At 67.2% G+C, this 16,636-nt stretch carries 12 protein-coding genes and 3 rRNA genes; all 15 read right to left on the bottom strand.

Going from position 1 to position 16,636, the window contains the following annotated elements:
- Positions 1 to 12: 12 nt before the first annotated feature.
- The 15 genes from ND450_RS42945 to ND450_RS42875 all read right to left on the bottom strand — a co-directional run bounded on the left by ND450_RS42945 (position 13) and on the right by ND450_RS42875 (position 16,480).
- The gene (locus ND450_RS42945) at positions 13 to 951 is read right to left on the bottom strand and encodes a copper transporter (RefSeq protein ID WP_089914123.1); all 939 of its coding nucleotides are present in this window, start codon (positions 949 to 951) and stop codon (positions 13 to 15) included.
- Positions 948 to 2,132 carry a putative cytokinetic ring protein SteA gene (gene steA, locus ND450_RS42940; RefSeq protein ID WP_089914126.1) on the bottom strand — a complete coding sequence of 395 codons (1,185 nt, stop codon included), beginning with the start codon at positions 2,130 to 2,132 and terminating at the stop codon, positions 948 to 950. The genes ND450_RS42945 and steA overlap by 4 nt, the downstream gene beginning before the upstream one ends.
- A 62-nt stretch (positions 2,133 to 2,194) precedes the next feature.
- Positions 2,195 to 2,635: a hypothetical protein gene (locus ND450_RS42935; protein ID WP_253323681.1), complete on the bottom strand. Its 441-nt coding sequence runs from the start codon at positions 2,633 to 2,635 to the stop codon at positions 2,195 to 2,197.
- On the bottom strand, positions 2,632 to 3,063 hold the full coding sequence (locus ND450_RS42930) for a hypothetical protein (RefSeq protein ID WP_253323680.1): 432 nt from the start codon (positions 3,061 to 3,063) through the stop codon (positions 2,632 to 2,634). The genes ND450_RS42935 and ND450_RS42930 overlap by 4 nt, the downstream gene beginning before the upstream one ends.
- Positions 3,060 to 3,662 (bottom strand): hypothetical protein, encoded by a 603-nt coding sequence (locus ND450_RS42925; RefSeq protein WP_253323679.1) that lies wholly within the window; start codon positions 3,660 to 3,662, stop codon positions 3,060 to 3,062. Before ND450_RS42925 ends, ND450_RS42930 begins: the two co-directional genes overlap by 4 nt.
- On the bottom strand, positions 3,655 to 4,254 hold the full coding sequence (locus ND450_RS42920; protein WP_253323678.1) for a hypothetical protein: 600 nt from the start codon (positions 4,252 to 4,254) through the stop codon (positions 3,655 to 3,657). The genes ND450_RS42925 and ND450_RS42920 overlap by 8 nt, the downstream gene beginning before the upstream one ends.
- Before the next feature lie 56 nt (positions 4,255 to 4,310).
- A complete protein-coding gene (recN, locus tag ND450_RS42915; RefSeq protein WP_253323677.1) occupies positions 4,311 to 6,092 on the bottom strand; it encodes a DNA repair protein RecN in 1,782 nt (593 codons plus the stop codon).
- Positions 6,093 to 6,172: 80 nt separating this feature from the next.
- Entirely contained in the window at positions 6,173 to 7,063 is an 891-nt protein-coding gene (locus tag ND450_RS42910) for an NAD kinase (protein WP_253323676.1), read from the bottom strand.
- Positions 7,060 to 7,857 (bottom strand): TlyA family RNA methyltransferase, encoded by a 798-nt coding sequence (locus ND450_RS42905; RefSeq protein ID WP_253323675.1) that lies wholly within the window; start codon positions 7,855 to 7,857, stop codon positions 7,060 to 7,062. Before ND450_RS42905 ends, ND450_RS42910 begins: the two co-directional genes overlap by 4 nt.
- A gap of 6 nt (positions 7,858 to 7,863) precedes the next feature.
- Complete coding sequence (locus ND450_RS42900; RefSeq protein ID WP_169745989.1) at positions 7,864 to 8,031, bottom strand: hypothetical protein; 168 nt, start codon at positions 8,029 to 8,031, stop codon at positions 7,864 to 7,866.
- A gap of 4 nt (positions 8,032 to 8,035) precedes the next feature.
- Positions 8,036 to 8,830, bottom strand: a complete 795-nt coding sequence (locus tag ND450_RS42895; RefSeq protein ID WP_371927581.1) for an HAD-IIA family hydrolase — start codon at positions 8,828 to 8,830, stop codon at positions 8,036 to 8,038.
- Complete coding sequence (locus ND450_RS42890) at positions 8,827 to 11,244, bottom strand: hypothetical protein (RefSeq protein ID WP_253323673.1); 2,418 nt, start codon at positions 11,242 to 11,244, stop codon at positions 8,827 to 8,829. The genes ND450_RS42895 and ND450_RS42890 overlap by 4 nt, the downstream gene beginning before the upstream one ends.
- Positions 11,245 to 11,331: 87 nt before the next feature.
- Positions 11,332 to 11,448: ribosomal RNA gene (gene rrf / locus ND450_RS42885) — 5S ribosomal RNA — on the bottom strand.
- Positions 11,449 to 11,542: 94 nt separating this feature from the next.
- Positions 11,543 to 14,625, bottom strand: a 23S ribosomal RNA gene (locus tag ND450_RS42880).
- Between the two features lie 340 nt (positions 14,626 to 14,965).
- Positions 14,966 to 16,480 (bottom strand): 16S ribosomal RNA (locus ND450_RS42875).
- The 16S, 23S and 5S rRNA genes sit together here, the layout of an rRNA operon.
- Positions 16,481 to 16,636: the final 156 nt, after the last annotated feature.

Below are 16,636 nucleotides of genomic sequence, written 5' to 3'. Positions count from 1 at the left end.
GCCCTGGCCCGCCTAGCCCTGGGTGCCCGGCGAGGACGCCTCGGCGTTGCCCGCCACGCCGTACCGGCCGGAACGGCCCTCCAGCTGTTCGCGCAGCGCCATCACCACGACGACCTGGCCCGCCGGAGTGTCGGAGTTGTCCACCGTGGACAGGATCGAGGTCGCGGCGGTGTCCGCGCGGACCACGCCGATCGCCCCCGTGCCGTTCGCGGAGCCGTTCGCGCCGGCCAGCACGACGCCCGCACCGGACCGGTCGAGCTGGGTGGCGAACCGCGCGACCGTCGAGGCCCTGTCCGCCGCCGAGTCGCCGATCGCGGCACCGCCGGTCAGCACGATCGCGAGCTGCGCCGGCTTCACTCCCGAGGTCGCCTTCACGAACCCGGCGTTGGTGAGGCCGGACAGCGCGGACGCCATCTCGTCGGCCGTGGCCTGGGGCTGGTTGTTGGTGGGGTTGAGCAGCAGCAACGTCCCGAAGAGACCACCGGCGCGGGTGCCGGGGTCCACGGCCGTGGGCAGTTGGGAGCCGGCGGGCTGCAGCCGTGCCACGAGGTCGCGCAGCTGGTCGCCGCGCGACGGGTCGGCGAACGCGTCGGTCAGCTGGACCTCGCCGGTGACGGTGGCGCTCGCGGCCTTCAGCAGCCCGGTGAGGGCGTCCCGGTCGGCCGGGCGGGCGTCCGCGGTGGTGACGATGACGACCGTGCGGTCGGTGAGCCTCTCCTTCACGGCCAGCGGACCGACCGACGTCGCGAACTCGTCGGCCTCGGTCAGCTTGGCGTTCAACGCGTTGCGGTCGTTCTGCAGGTCGTTCACCTGCTGTGCCAACGTGTTCTTCTCGTCGCTCAGCCCCGACAGCAGCCGCCCGCTGATCGCGGTCGAACCCAGCACGACACCGACCGCCAGCGCGAGGAACACCGCGGTGATCGAAACTATGTGGTAGCGCAACGTGATCACGTGAACAACCCCTTGAACCAGTTGACGACGGAGTGCCAGCCGTCGACCGCGATGTCGACGTAGACGTGACCGACGCCGGACACCGCCAGCGCCGCCGCCATGGCGACGATCGCGGCGGTCACCAGCAGGACGATCACGCCCAGCGAGACCCGGCTGCGGTGCAAGGTCGCGACGGCCTCCCCGTCGACGAGCTTGCTGCCGAGCTTCAACCGGGTGAGGAACGTGGAGGGGTTGGAACCGGAGTGCCCGCGGTCGAGGAACTCGCGCAGCGTCGCGCGCAGCCCCACCGTGACGACCAGGGACGCCCCGTGTGCCTCGGCGAGCAGCAACGCGAGGTCCTCCGCGTTGCCCGAAGCGGGGAAGGTCACGGCGCCGATGCCGAGGTCCTGGATCCGCTGCAGGCCGGGCGCGTGGCCGTCGGTCTGCGCGGGCACGACCACCTCGGAGGCCGCGCGCAGGGACGCGGTGCCGATGCCGTCGGGGTCGCCGACGACGATGTCCGGCTTGAGCCCGGCGTCGTGCAGCGTGTCCGCGCCCGTGTCGACGCCGATCAGCACCGGCCGGTACTCGCGGATGTACTTGCGGAGCTTGCGCAGCTCCTCGGCGTGCGACGGGCCGCCGGCGACGACGAGCACCTGCCGGTCGCGCATCGCCACGTAGACCTCGGGCACGCCGACGCCGTCGAGCACCAGCGCGCGTTCGCGGCGCAGGAACTCGATGGTGTTGGCGGAGAAGGCTTCCAGCTGCGCCGACATGCCGGCCTTCGCCTCGATCATCGCGTCGGCGATGCTCTCGGCGTCCTGCTCGACACCTTTGGCGAGCTCGCGTTCCCCGGCGTACACGACACCTTCGTGCAGCCGGATCTTCGTGCCTTCCTTGATCTCGCGCAGCGCGACGGCGCCGACGTCGTCGATCAGCGGAATGCCCGCCTCGATCAGCAGTTCCGGACCGAGGTTGGGAAAACGCCCCGAAATGGACGGCGACGCGTTCACGACGCCGACGACCTCGGCCGCGACGAGCGCCTCCGCGGTGCGCCGGTCGAGGTCGACGAGGTCCATGACAGCGACGTCACCGGCACTCACGCGCCGAACCAGGTCGCTCGCGCGCCGATCAACCCGCGCGACGCCCGTGACACCGGGAAGTTCGTGGTTGGTGCGGCTCAGCAGCCCGGAAAGCTTCATGGGCCGATAGTGACCCACGGTGTGGACGTGACAGGTGAGGCACGCCGGGCGATTCCAGGTGGTCAGTCGTCGGGGTGAACTACCACACCGGCGAACGCGACGACCACCGCGGCCATGAGGACCCAGACCCCGTTGCCGAAACCGGCTTGCAGCGCGGGATCGATCGCGATGTTGCCCTCCTGGTGAAAGCTGATCGCGTTCAGCAGGTACACGAACAACATGCCGGTGACACCCGCGAGCCCGGCGGCTCCGGCATACGCGACCTTCCGCCACCGCATCCCGGCCAGCACGGCAGCGGCGGCCACCACGACCGGGATGCCGAACAACGGCCCGTGCTCGTCCTTCGTGGCACCGAACTGCGTGCTCCACCCGGTGGTGACGTACGCGGTCTGCGGCTGCCCGGGAGCAAGCCTGATCAAGAGCTCGGAGAACGGCAGGAACGTCGCCCCGACCGCGGCCGCGGCGGCCAGCCCGAGCAGGACCAGCCCGAGAACCCTCCTCACGCCGCCTCCCTCTGCGCGGCGACGGCCCCCGCGAGCGCCACCAGCGTTCCCACCACGAGGAACACCAGCCCGAACCCGACGGCGAAGTCCCCCTGCTGCTCGACGGCGTGCCCGCGCTCCGACACCACGAGCGCCCCGATCACCCCGACGGCCCCGACCTGCCCGGCCGCCCCGGCGAGTGCCGCCCGGTCGACCCAGACCCCCAGCACCAGCAACACCACCGTCACCACGACCGGCACCCCGTACCAGGGCGACAGCTCACCGGCGGGCCAGTCCCCCGGCTTGTTGAGGATCTCCGTCCCCCAGGCCCGGACCACGACCTCGACACCACCGGCGTACCCCGTCGAGTACCACGGCAACACCATGGCGGTCGCCGTCAGCACCACCCCGACAGCGATCAACGCGACCGCCGTGGCTCTCCCGATCACCGCGTCTCCTGTTGCTCGTCCTGGGGAAGGGCGATCCCGAAGGGCGGTGTGTCGTCGTCCGCGTCGAGCTGGTGCACGACCACCCCGTCCTCGTCCGCCTCCGCGGCTCCCACCGGCTCGGGGTGGCGCTGCTGCGCGAGCACCGCGCCCACCAGTCCGATGATCGCGGCGGCGACCAGCAGGTACATGCCGCCGTGGTAGACCAGTTCCTGCCGGGGTGCGAGCGGCTCGTCGGCGACGACCCGCGTCAGCGAGTACACCTGGCCCACGTAGAGGAGCACGACGCCACCCAGCAGGCCGGCCGCACCTGCCGCGAGCGGCCGTCCGATGAACGCGGTCCTGTCCCGCAGCAGCAGCACCACGGCCGCCGCGACGACCAGCGCCGCGATGACCACGGGCCATCCGGCGGCGTAGAACGCGGGCTGCTCGCGAACAGTGGTGGACGGCTCCGACGACGTGGTCCACAGCGTGGTGGTGATCGTCAGACCGGGCCCGAAGTCCTTGTACACACTGCTGAACGTGGGCTGGAACGACGCGACGACGGCCAGCGCCGCCCCCAGCACGAGCAGGACGCCGGCGATCCGGCGGCGGTCAGCCATCCCTCGGCTCCACGATCACCGGGTACCCGTACGGCGGCGTGTCGGTGTCGTCAGCCTCGTCGTCGATCTGGTGGATCACGGCCCCCTCACCGGTGTCGGCGGACCTGTCCGCCCTGGGCAACTCCTGGTGCAACACCGCCGACACCACACCGATCCCGGCGGCCACGATCAGCAGGATGACCCCGTCGCCCTGCTCCACCTCGATGGGCACGCGAGCGTCGAGGTCACCGAGCCGGTCCACCACACCCCGCACCTGGGAGACGGCGGACCAGACGGCCCCGGCCAGCACCCCGGCCCCGAGCAGCGTCGCCACCCTCATCGCCGGGACCCGGAACGCCAGCACGGCGGCCAGTGCCATGACGAGCGCCGCACCGACGGCCGGCTCCCCGAACTCGAGGGGCTGCAGCAGCAGGATGTCGCGGAAGTCGTCGCGCTCCACCACCCACGCGGTGGACTCGAAGCGCAACGTACGGCCGTTGGCCAGGACCTGCACCGAGTACGCGGGCAGGAAGGTCGACGCCACGGCCAGACCGGCCGCGACCAACACCAGCACCGCCCCGAACACCCGGCGCGTGGTCAAAGATCCGGTCACGCTCCCATCATGCCGAACCCCGCGGGGATCAGCCGAGGGGTGCGCGACCGGTTCCGTCAGGCCTTCTTCTTGCGCCGCCGGACCACGGGCGCGGAGGACTTGTCGGCCGCCGCGGCGGCCAGCAGCTCCTCGGCGTGGGCCCGGCCCGTGTCGGTCGAGTCCATGCCCGCCAGCATCCGGGCGAGCTCCACGACCCGTTGCGTCTCGTCGAGCCTGCGCACGGCGGAGCGCGTGAACGTGCCGTCGGCGGACTTGTCCACCACCAGGTGCCGATCGGCGAACGCGGCCACCTGCGGAAGGTGCGTCACCACGATCACCTGGTGCGACCGCGCGAGCCGGGCGAGGCGGCGACCCACCTCGACGGCCGCCCGTCCACCGACACCGGCGTCGACCTCGTCGAAGACCAGCGTGGGCACCGGGTCCGAGTGCGACAGCACCACTTCCAGCGCCAGCATCACCCGGGACAGCTCACCACCGGAAGCCCCCTTGTGCACCGGCAGGGCAGGCGCCCCGGGGTGCGAGATCAACCGCAGCTCGACGTCGTCGACCCCGGACGACCCGGCGTGCAGGACGGACCGCCCGACCGGCAGGGCCTGCGCGTCCCCGGCCTCGGCGTGCCGGGGCCGGACGGCGAGCTCCACGGAGGCGTGCGGCATGGCCAGCCCGTCCAGCTCCTCGGTGACGGCCTTGCCCAGTTCGAGAGCGGCCTCGACGCGAGCGGCCGTCACCTGCGCCGCGAGCGTCGCCAGTTCGGTGGCCAGCTCGTCGCGGCGGGCGGCGAGCCCGGTCAGCGCCTCTTCGGACGTGTCGAGCCCGCCCAGACGCGTCCGCGCGTCCTCGGCCCACGCGATCACGCCGTCGACGTCGGCCGCGTACTTGCGGGTCAGCGCTTTCAGCTCGGCCTGCCGCTGCAGCACGGCCTCCAGCCGACCGGGGTCGGCCTCCAGCTGGTCCAGGTACCCGGAGATCTCGGCACCGACGTCGGCCAGCAACGTCGCCGCCTCGACGAGCCGGGGCTCCATCTCGCGCAGCTTCGGGTCCTCCGACGCGGAGAGCCTCCGGGCGGCCTCGGAGATCAGGCCGAGGGCGCCGGGGTTCTCCGGGTCGCCCTCCAGCGAACCCGACACCGCGAACTGCGCGCCCTGGGCGGCCTCGCGGAGCTGGTCCGCGTCGGCCAGGCGGCGGGCCTCGTCGTGGAGTTCGGCGTCCTCGCCGAGCTTCGGGGCGACCGCGTCGATCTCGGTCAGGCCGTGCCGGAGCAGATCAGCCTCGCGGGCGAGTTCGCGGGAACGCTCGGTGCGTTCCTTCAGCTCCGCCGACACGCGCAGCCACTCCTCGCGGACGGCCTGGTAGGCGCGCAACGGCCCGCCCACGTCGTCGCCCGCGAAGCGGTCCAGCACGCCGCGCTGCTCGGTCGGCCTCATCAGCCGCAGCTGGTCGTTCTGGCCGTGGACGGCGATCAGCTGCTCCGCCAGTTCGGACAGCACGCCGACCGGCACGGAGCGACCGCCGACGTGGGCCCGCGAGCGGCCGTCGGCGCCGACGGTGCGGATCGCGATCAGCGAACCGTCCTCGTCCGGGTCGCCGCCGACCTCCTCCGCCACCTTCGCGGCAGGGCTGCCCGCCGGGGCCTGGAAGCGGCCTTCGACCACCGCTTTGTCGGCTCCGGTGCGCACGCGGGACGCCTCCGCCCGGCCTCCGCCGAGCAGGTGCAACCCGGTCACGACCATGGTCTTGCCCGCGCCCGTCTCACCAGTCACTACGGTGAACCCGGGGTCCAGTTCAAGGGTGGCCTCGTCGATCACGCCAAGGCCATTGATGCGCATCTCGGCCAGCACAGGGCGAACCTTACTTGTCGAGTCCGACATTTCCTCGCGGGCACCATAACGAGCCAGTGCCGACGCACCGAGCGGCGCGATCAGCCTGCCGATGGTCCCCGCCATCCCTTCACCGGCAGGTCGAACTTCTCGACCAGCCGATCCGTGAACGGTGCCTGGCGCAGCCGCACGACCTTGAGCGGCACCGCGCCCTCCACGATCTCGATCCGCGCGCCCGCGGGCAGCTCGAACGTGCGCCGCCCGTCCGCGGACAACGCCGCCGGATGCCCGGTCGACTCGATCTCGAACGCGACGTGCGACTTCGGCGAGACGACCAGCGGCCGGGCGAACAGCGCGTGCGCGTTGCTCGGCACCACGAGGATCGCCTGCACGTCCGGCCACACGACCGGGCCGCCGGCGGAGAACGCGTAGGCCGTCGAGCCCGTCGGCGTCGCGCACAGCACCCCGTCGCAGCCGAACGCCGACACCGGGCGCCCGTCGACCTCGACGACGACCTCGAGGATGCGTTCGCGGATCAGCTTCTCGACGCTGATCTCGTTGAGCGCCCAGGTCTTCACGACGACCTCGTCGTTCACCTTGGCGATCAGGTCGAGCGTCATGCGCTCTTCCACGAAGTAGTCGCGTTCCAGCACGTGGCCCACGGCCTCGTGCAACGCGTCCGAGTCGGCCTCCGCGAGGAACCCGACCCGGCCGAGGTTGACGCCCAGCACCGGCACCCGCGCCGGGCGGGCGAGCTCGGCACCGCGCAGCAGCGTGCCGTCACCGCCCAGCACCAGCACCAGCTCGGTGCCCTCGGCGGCGTGGTCGTCGGCGGGCACGACCTTGGTGCAGCACGACGGACCGAGGTCACGCGCCTCGTCGTCGAGCACCCTCGTCGTGACGCCCCCGACCGCGAGGCGGCCGGCCACCTGGCGGGCGAGATCGATGTTGCTCTGGTGGCCGGTGTGGACGACCAGCAGGACTTCCCTCATTGGGGCCCTTCTTCGACGGCGGTGCGCACCATCTCTGCCGCATCGACGGGATCGCCTTTGCGCAGCCAGAGGAAGTACTCGACGTTGCCGGACGGACCGGGCAGCGGGCTCGCGACGACCCCGTGCACGGCCAGCTCCAGTTCTCCCGCCGCCCTGGTCACGTCGAGCACGGCGTCGACGCGCAGTCCGGGATCGCGCACGACGCCGCCGGAGCCGAGGCGTTCCTTGCCGACCTCGAACTGCGGCTTGACCATCGGCAGCAGGTCGCCTTCCTCGTTCAGGCACGCGGCCAGTGCGGGAAGCACAAGCCTCAACGAGATAAACGAAAGATCGGCCACCACGAGTTCAACTTCGCCGCCGATGTCCTCGGGCGTGAGGGTGCGGACGTTGGTCTTGTCCTTCACCACGACCCGGTCGTCGGTCTGCAGCTTCCAGTCGAGCAGGCCCCTGCCGACGTCGGCCGCGACCACCTGACGCGCGCCTTTGCGCAGCAGCACGTCGGTGAAACCGCCAGTGGACGCGCCGGCGTCGAGACAACGCCTGCCGGTGGGGTCGATCTTGAAGCCGTCGAGCGCGCCGATCAGCTTGTGCGCGCCGCGGGAGGCCCAGTGGGGATCGTTGTCGATGTCCTTGACGACGACCGCGTCGGAGGTCTCCACGGCGGTCGCCGGTTTCGTCGCGACGGTGCCGCGGACCTTCACGCGGCCGTCGGCGACGAGTTGGCTGGCGTGCTCACGGGACCGGGCGAGCCCCCTGCGCACGAGTTCGGCGTCAAGCCGCACCCTGCGAGGCACTGTGCATCACACCTTGTCGATGCTCGACAGCGCGTCGGTGAGCGTCGCGTGCACGGCGTCGAACCGCGCGACGTGCTCGTCGAGGGGAACGTTCTCGAGCCCGTCGAGCCGCTCCAGCGCGCCGTCGATGGCGTCGGCCGGGTTGGGCGGCGGTCCGGGCAGGGGGTAGCTCACGGTCTTACGGTAGCCGATGCAAGACCGACAGGTCCGCGCCGACATACGTGGGCCTTTGCTCTTCCGGAAGCGCTTGCGCCTCCTGCTCGGTCGACACACCCGTGAGCACGAGCAGCGAGTCCATCCCGGCGTTCACCGCGCCCAGGACGTCGGTGTCGAGCCGGTCGCCGATCACCAGCGGGCGGTGCGCGCCGAGCTCCTTCGCCGCCTGCTGCAGCAGCGGGGTGGCGGGCTTGCCGGCGACGAGCGGCTCGGCGTCCGTCGCGGCCTTCAGCGCCGCGACGAGGCTGCCGTTGCCGGGCAGCAGGCCGCGTTCGGTGGGCAGGGTGGCGTCGACGTTGCACGCCACCCACAGCGCACCCGCGCGGATGGCCACGGTGGCCTCGGCCAGCTCACGCCAGCCGAGGTCCATGGACAGGCCCTGCAGGACCGCCACCGCGCCTTCGGCGGTGTCGGTCGGGATGAGACCGCGCTTGAACACCTCGGCTTCGAGAGCCTCGGTGCCCAGCACGAGCACGGTGGACCGCGCCGGCAGGCGCTCGGCCAGCATGGCCGCGCCCGCCTGCGAGGAGGTGCTCACCTCGTCGACGCTCGTGTCGAACCCGAGCTCGACGAGGTGATCGGCCACCGCCTGCGGTGAACGAGAGGCGTTGTTGGTGACGAACCGGATCCCGACGCCGTGCTCTCTTGCCTCGGCGACGGCTTCCACCGCGCCCGGCACGACCTCTTTGCCGCGGTAGACGGTGCCGTCGAGATCGATCAGCAACGCGTCGTACCGGTCGACCAACGTCTCGCTCACTGCTCCGCGGTCTCCTCCTGGGTCAGCTCGAACGCGCGCTCGGCGGCGTCCGTCTCCCCTTCGTCGTCAGCCTCGGCGGCGTTGAGGAACCACTTGACGGCTTCCTCGGTACGACCGGCCGCGGCCAGGTTGTCGGCGTAAGCGTAGAAGAGCCGCGCGGAGTAGGGGTTGCGCTGCCCCGGATCGAGGTCCGGCCCCTGCAACGCGACGACCGCCGCGTCGAGCTGACCCATGTCGCGACGAGCGCCGGCCGCGACGATCCGCAGCTCGATCTCGTCCTCCTGGCTGAGCTCCTTGGCCGCCGGGTCCTTGGCGAGGTCGATGGCCCGCTCCGGCCGGCCCAGGGCCCGCTCGCAGTCGGCCATGATCGCCAGGTGGCCCGGTCCGGGCATCATCCGGCGAGCGGCCCGCAGCTCGCTGAGCGCCTCGGCCCACTCGTCCGCGAAGTAGGCGGTCAACCCGGCCGCCTCGCGCACGACACCGACCCGCGCCGCCTTGCTCCGCGCGTACCGGGCGTGCTCCAGGGCCAGCTGCGGGTCCTCGTCGATCAGCAGCCCGGCCGCGGCCAGGTGCCTGCCGATGATCTCCGCGAGCCCCTTGGGCAGGCTGCGCAGCTCGAGCTTGATCTCGGGGTCGAGCAGCGACAGGTCGGCCTCCTCGGGCAGCTCGGGCCGTCCGCCGCGGGGGGCGGGCGCCTCGTCGCGCTGCTCGGTCTCGTCCGCACCCGTGCCGGCGCTGTCGTCCGCGCTGTCGTCGGCGCGCTCGCCGGCCTCGGCCGTGCCGGCTTCGGCGGCGACCGCGGACTCCTCGACGGCCTTCGCCTCCGGCTCGGTCCCGGTGTCCTCGGCGTCGTCGACGTCCTCGGCTGCGGCGGGCTCACGGCCTGCCGCGGCACGAGTGGCGGCGGCACCGTCACCCAGGCGGTAACCGGAGCGCTCGGCGCCCCGGCTCACCTCGGCGGTGCCGGCCTCGACGTCGGTGCTGCCGGCACCGGTGGCGTCCTGGTCGGCGATGCGCTCCTGGAACCGGGCCGCACGCTCACGGCTCCGCTCGTCACGACGGTCGTCGCGCTGCGGAGCGGAACGCTCGTCCTTGCGGTCGTCGCTCTTGCGGTACCCACCGCGGTCGCTCGAACGGTCACCGCGGTACCCACCGCGATCGTCGCTCTTGCGGAACCCGCCGCGCTCACCGGAGCGCTCGCCGCGCGAACCACCGCGGTCGTCACTCTTGCGGTAGCCGCCACGATCGCCCGAGTCGTCCCGGCGGTACCCGCCGCGGTCACCCGAACGCTCGCCGCGGAAGCCACCGCGATCACCGGAGTCGCTCTTGCGGTACCCGCCGCGGTCACCAGAGCCCTGGCCCCGGTAGCCGCCACGATCGCTCGAGCGGTCGCCGGAGTCGTCACGACGGAACCCGCCGCGCTCGCCCGAACGCTCGCCGCGGTACCCGCCCCGGTCACCCGAGTCGTCACGACGGAAGCCACCGCGGTCGCTCGAACGGTCACCCCGGTACCCGCCACGATCACCGGAGTCGCTCTTGCGGTACCCACCGCGGTCGTTCGAGTCGTCACGACGGAACCCGCCGCGGTCGTTCGAACGGTCACCGGAGCCCTGGCCCCGGTAGCCGCCGCGGTCGTCGCTCTTGCGGTAGCCACCGCGGTCACTCGAGCCGCCGCGCTCGCCGGAGCGGAACCCGCCACGGTCGCCGGACTCGCTCTTGCGGTAACCGCCGCGGTCGTTCGAGTCGTCACGACGGAAGCCACCGCGGTCGCTCGAACGGTCACCGCGGTACCCACCGCGATCACCGGAGTCGTCCTTGCGGTAGCCGGGACGGTCACCCGAGCCCTGACCGCGGTAGCCACCCCGGTCGTCACTCTTGCGGTACCCACCGCGGTCGCCCGAGTCGTCGCGACGGAACCCGCCGCGGTCACCGGAACGCTCGCCGCGGTAGCCACCGCGGTCGCCTGAATCGTCCTTGCGGTAGCCGGGACGGTCGCCGCGGTACCCACCGCTGCGCTCACCGGAGCTCTGCCCGCGGTAACCGCCCCGGTCGCCCGAGTCGCTCTTGCGGTAGCCACCGCGCTCGCCGGAACCACCGCGGTCGCTCGAACGGTCGCCGCGGTAGCCACCGCGATCACCGGAGTCGTCCCTGCGGTAGCCGCCGCGGTCACTGGAACCCTGGCCGCGGTAACCCCCGCGGTCGTTCGAACCCTGACCGCGGTAACCGCCGCGGTCGCCGGAGCCGGCGCGGTCGTCTCGACGGTCACCGCTGTTGGTGCGGTCGCCGGAGCCTTCACCACGCTGGGAGTTGTTGCTGAACTTTCGATCGCCTGCTGGACGGCCACCCTCGGAACGGCGCGGTCGGTCTCCCTGGCCACGCTGACGGTCGCCGGGACGATCCCCGAACCTGGACACCTAATCCTCCTATGGACACGCTGAAAGGGGCTTGTGAGCGAGCACTGTTGTTGTGCCCCGCAATCACAAGCCCCTTCAGGGAAGAAAGTTCGGCGGCGACCTACTCTCCCACACCGTAACCAGTGCAGTACCATCGGCGCAGAAGGGCTTAACTACCGGGTTCGGAATGGGACCGGGTGTTTCCCCAACGCTATAACCACCGAAACACTATGAAATTACAACCAGCAACCCCGAGAAGGGCCTGCTCGATCGGTTCTGGTTGTTCTTCCAGAACCGCACAGTGGATGCGTAGCGTCTTTGTAACAAGTCCTCGGCCTATTAGTACCAGTCAGCTCCAACCGTTACCGGTCTTCCACCTCTGGCCTATCAACCCAGTGGTCTAGCTGGGGGCCTTAACCCACAAAGGGTGGGATACCTCATCTTGGAACGAGCTTCCCGCTTAGATGCCTTCAGCGGTTATCCCTTCCGAACGTAGCCAACCAGCAATGCTCTTGGCAGAACAACTGGCACACCAGCGGTCCGTCCGTCCCGGTCCTCTCGTACTAGGGACAGCCTTCCTCAAGTATCCTACGCGCGCGGCGGATAGGGACCGAACTGTCTCACGACGTTCTAAACCCAGCTCGCGTACCGCTTTAATGGGCGAACAGCCCAACCCTTGGGACCTACTCCAGCCCCAGGATGCGACGAGCCGACATCGAGGTGCCAAACCATCCCGTCGATATGGACTCTTGGGGAAGATCAGCCTGTTATCCCCGGGGTACCTTTTATCCGTTGAGCGACCACGCTTCCACAAGCCATGGCCGGATCACTAGTTCCGACTTTCGTCCCTGCTCGACCCGTCAGTCTCACAGTCAAGCTCCCTTGTGCACTTGCACTCAACACCTGATTGCCAACCAGGCTGAGGGAACCTTTGAGCGCCTCCGTTACTCTTTGGGAGGCAACCGCCCCAGTTAAACTACCCACCAGGCACTGTCCCTGATCCGGATCACGGACCGAGGTTAGACATCCAATACGACCAGAGTGGTATTTCAACGATGACTCCACAACCACTGGCGTGGCCGCTTCACAGTCTCCCACCTATCCTACACAAGCCGAATCGAACACCAATACCAAGCTATAGTAAAGGTCCCGGGGTCTTTCCGTCCTGCCGCGCGTAACGAGCATCTTTACTCGTAATGCAATTTCGCCGGGCCTGCGGTTGAGACAGTCGAGAAGTCGTTACGCCATTCGTGCAGGTCGGAACTTACCCGACAAGGAATTTCGCTACCTTAGGATGGTTATAGTTACCACCGCCGTTTACTGGCGCTTAAGTTCTCAGCTTCGCCCCGAAGGACTAACCGGTCCCCTTAACGTTCCAGCACCGGGCAGGCGTCAGTCCATATACATCGTCTTGCGACTTCGCATGGACCTGTGTTTTTAGTAAACAGTCGCTTCTCGCTGGTCTCTGCGGCCGTCTCGCCCTAGCCTGCAAGAGGCTTCAAGCGCTACGGCCCCCCTTCTCCCGAAGTTACGGGGGCATTTTGCCGAGTTCCTTAACCACAGTTCGCCCGATCGCCTCGGTATTCTCTACCTGACCACCTGTGTCGGTTTGGGGTACGGGCCGCGTGAAAGCTCGCTAGAGGCTTTTCTCGGCAGCATGGGATCACTCTACTTCGCCTCAATCGGCTACGCATCACGTCTCAGCCTATATGAACTGCGGATTTGCCTACAGTTCGGCCTACACGCTTGCACCAGTACTACCACTCACTGGCGGAGCTACCCTCCTGCGTCACCCCATCGCTTGACTACTACAAGTTCAGGTCCCGCGCTCCACAGTCCCCATCAACCCGAAGGCTTCAGGAGGTGCTTTGGGCGGTTAGTATCACAAGGTTCATCATGGGCGCGTTCACACGGGTACGGGAATATCAACCCGTTGTCCATCGACTACGCCTGTCGGCCTCGCCTTAGGTCCCGACTTACCCTGGGCGGATTAGCCTGGCCCAGGAACCCTTGGTCATCCGGCGGACGAGTTTCTCACTCGTCTTTCGCTACTCATGCCTGCATTCTCACTCGCATAGCGTCCACGGCTGGATTACTCCGCCGCTTCAACCGCTACACGACGCTCCCCTACCCATCCCGAGTCAAGCTCGAAATGACACAGCTTCGGTGGTGTGCTTAAGCCCCGCTACATTGTCGGCGCAGGACCACTTGACCAGTGAGCTATTACGCACTCTTTAAAGGGTGGCTGCTTCTAAGCCAACCTCCTGGCTGTCTGTGCGACCCCACATCCTTTCCCACTTAGCACACACTTAGGGACCTTAGCTGGCGTTCTGGGCTGTTTCCCTCTCGACTACGAAGCTTATCCCCCGCAGTCTCACTGCCGCGCTCTCACACCTCGGTATTCGGAGTTTGGTTGATTTCGGTAAGCTTGTGGGCCCCTAGACCATCCAGTGCTCTACCCCCGAGGTGAAACACACGACGCTGCACCTAAATGCATTTCGGGGAGAACCAGCTATCACGGTGTTTGATTGGCCTTTCACCCCTAACCACAGCTCATCCCCCAGGTTTTCAACCCTGGTGGGTTCGGGCCTCCACGCGGTCTTACCCGCGCTTCACCCTGGCCATGGCTAGATCACACCGCTTCGGGTCTAGACCACGCGACTCAAACGCCCTATTCAGACTCGCTTTCGCTACGGCTACCCCACACGGGTTAACCTCGCCACGTAGCACTAACTCGCAGGCTCATTCTTCAAAAGGCACGCCGTCACCCCTAAAGGCTCCGACGGATTGTAGGCACACGGTTTCAGGTACTATTTCACTCCCCTCCCGGGGTACTTTTCATCTTTCCCTCACGGTACTAGTCCGCTATCGGTCACCAGGGAGTATTTAGGCTTAGCGGGTGGTCCCGCCAGATTCACAGCGAATTTCACGAGTACGCTGCTACTTGGGAACACTCTAACGAGATGCCAGGTTTTCGAGTACGGGAGTTTCACCCTCTACGCTCACGCTTTCCAGACGCATTCCTCTAACCACAGCATTTTCTGACTCGTTGCCAGTCCGGCAGAACTGACCAAGAGGTCCCACGACCCCGCGAATGCAACCCCTGCCGGGTATCACACAGACGCGGTTTAGCCTCATCCGCTTTCGCTCGCCACTACTCACGGAATCACGGTTGTTTTCTCTTCCTGCGGGTACTGAGATGTTTCACTTCCCCGCGTTCCCTCCACATACCCTATGTGTTCAGGTATGGGTGACCCCACATGACTGGGGCCGGGTTTCCCCATTCGGAAATTCTAGGATCTCAGCTCGGTTGACAGCTCCCCTAGACTTTTCGCAGTCTCCTACGTCCTTCATCGGCTCCTGGTGCCAAGACATCCACCGTATGCCCTTACTAACTTGCTACAAAGATGCTCGCATCCACTGTGCAGTTCTCAAAGAACAATCAGATCCACTCGCACGATTGCGGGTGCCGGCCTGAACTCGAAGTTCAGGTGGTCCATCCGCGGCAAGTAGCCGATCACTGAAAGACACTAAGCGTGTTCTCTCAGGACCCAACAGCGTACCGATCAGTTCAGCCAACCCCCAACGATCCTTTCCACGCTCCGAAGAGCAGTACTCACATCGCCGGCAATCAGCCGTCATGCCAGCCAGCATCCACTAATGAGCCCACCCAGCATCAAGGCTGGTGTGGTTCTGACCAGCGCGGAGACGTTTGCTCCGAACACTGGTAGATGCTCCTTAGAAAGGAGGTGATCCAGCCGCACCTTCCGGTACGGCTACCTTGTTACGACTTCGTCCCAATCGCCAGTCCCACCTTCGACCGCTCTCCCCCTTGCGGGTTGAGCCACGGGCTTCGGGTGTTACCGACTTTCGTGACGTGACGGGCGGTGTGTACAAGGCCCGGGAACGTATTCACCGCAGCGTTGCTGATCTGCGATTACTAGCGACTCCGACTTCACGGGGTCGAGTTGCAGACCCCGATCCGAACTGAGACCGGCTTTATGGGATTCGCTCCACCTCACGGCTTAGCAGCCCTTTGTACCGGCCATTGTAGCATGTGTGAAGCCCTGGACATAAGGGGCATGATGACTTGACGTCATCCCCACCTTCCTCCGAGTTGACCCCGGCAGTCTCCCATGAGTCCCCACCATTACGTGCTGGCAACATGGAACGAGGGTTGCGCTCGTTGCGGGACTTAACCCAACATCTCACGACACGAGCTGACGACAGCCATGCACCACCTGTACACCGGCCACAAGGGGCCAATATCTCTACTGGTTTCCAGTGCATGTCAAGCCCAGGTAAGGTTCTTCGCGTTGCATCGAATTAATCCACATGCTCCGCCGCTTGTGCGGGCCCCCGTCAATTCCTTTGAGTTTTAGCCTTGCGGCCGTACTCCCCAGGCGGGGTGCTTAATGCGTTAGCTGCGGCACAGAGGGCGTGGAAGCCCCCCACACCTAGCACCCACCGTTTACGGCGTGGACTACCAGGGTATCTAATCCTGTTCGCTCCCCACGCTTTCGCTCCTCAGCGTCAGTATCGGCCCAGAGACCCGCCTTCGCCACCGGTGTTCCTCCTGATATCTGCGCATTTCACCGCTACACCAGGAATTCCAGTCTCCCTGCCGAACTCAAGTCTGCCCGTATCGACCGCAAGCTTGGAGTTAAGCCCCAAGTTTTCACGGCCGACGCGACAAACCGCCTACGAGCTCTTTACGCCCAATAATTCCGGACAACGCTCGCACCCTACGTATTACCGCGGCTGCTGGCACGTAGTTAGCCGGTGCTTCTTCTGCAGGTACCGTCACTTGCGCTTCGTCCCTGCTGAAAGAGGTTTACAACCCGAAGGCCGTCATCCCTCACGCGGCGTCGCTGCATCAGGCTTTCGCCCATTGTGCAATATTCCCCACTGCTGCCTCCCGTAGGAGTCTGGGCCGTGTCTCAGTCCCAGTGTGGCCGGTCACCCTCTCAGGCCGGCTACCCGTCGTCGCCTTGGTAGGCCATTACCCCACCAACAAGCTGATAGGCCGCGGGTCCATCCCATACCGCCGGAACTTTCCACCTTCAACCATGCGGAAGAAGGTCGTATCCGGTATTAGACCTCGTTTCCAAGGCTTATCCCAGAGTACAGGGCAGGTTACCCACGTGTTACTCACCCGTTCGCCGCTCGTGTACCCCGAAGGGCCTTACCGCTCGACTTGCATGTGTTAAGCACGCCGCCAGCGTTCGTCCTGAGCCAGGATCAAACTCTCCAATAAGGATCGTTGTGATCGCTCCAGACGGAATATGTCTGGCAATCTGGTCTTGCATCTCAAAGGAATACCCCGACGAGGGGTATTCATATTACTGGCTGTGTTTCGGCACGCTGTTGAGTTCTCAAAGAACACGCGCTCATCATCACGATCCGCCGCACG

It is taken from the genome of Lentzea sp. HUAS12 (assembly GCF_024125735.1).
In the GTDB taxonomy this organism is placed as follows: Bacteria; Actinomycetota; Actinomycetes; order Mycobacteriales; family Pseudonocardiaceae; genus Lentzea; species Lentzea albida.
The sequence above is the reverse complement of the archived record's forward strand: the minus strand, read 5'-3'. Positions and strand labels throughout refer to the sequence as shown.

Coding starts and splice junctions, on each gene's coding strand:
- steA (WP_089914126.1), bottom strand. CDS start 2,132: ATGAAGCTTTCCGGGCTGCTGAGCCGCACCAACCACGAACTTCCCGGT.
- ND450_RS42925 (WP_253323679.1), bottom strand. CDS start 3,662: ATGGCTGACCGCCGCCGGATCGCCGGCGTCCTGCTCGTGCTGGGGGCG.
- ND450_RS42910 (WP_253323676.1), bottom strand. CDS start 7,063: ATGAGGGAAGTCCTGCTGGTCGTCCACACCGGCCACCAGAGCAACATC.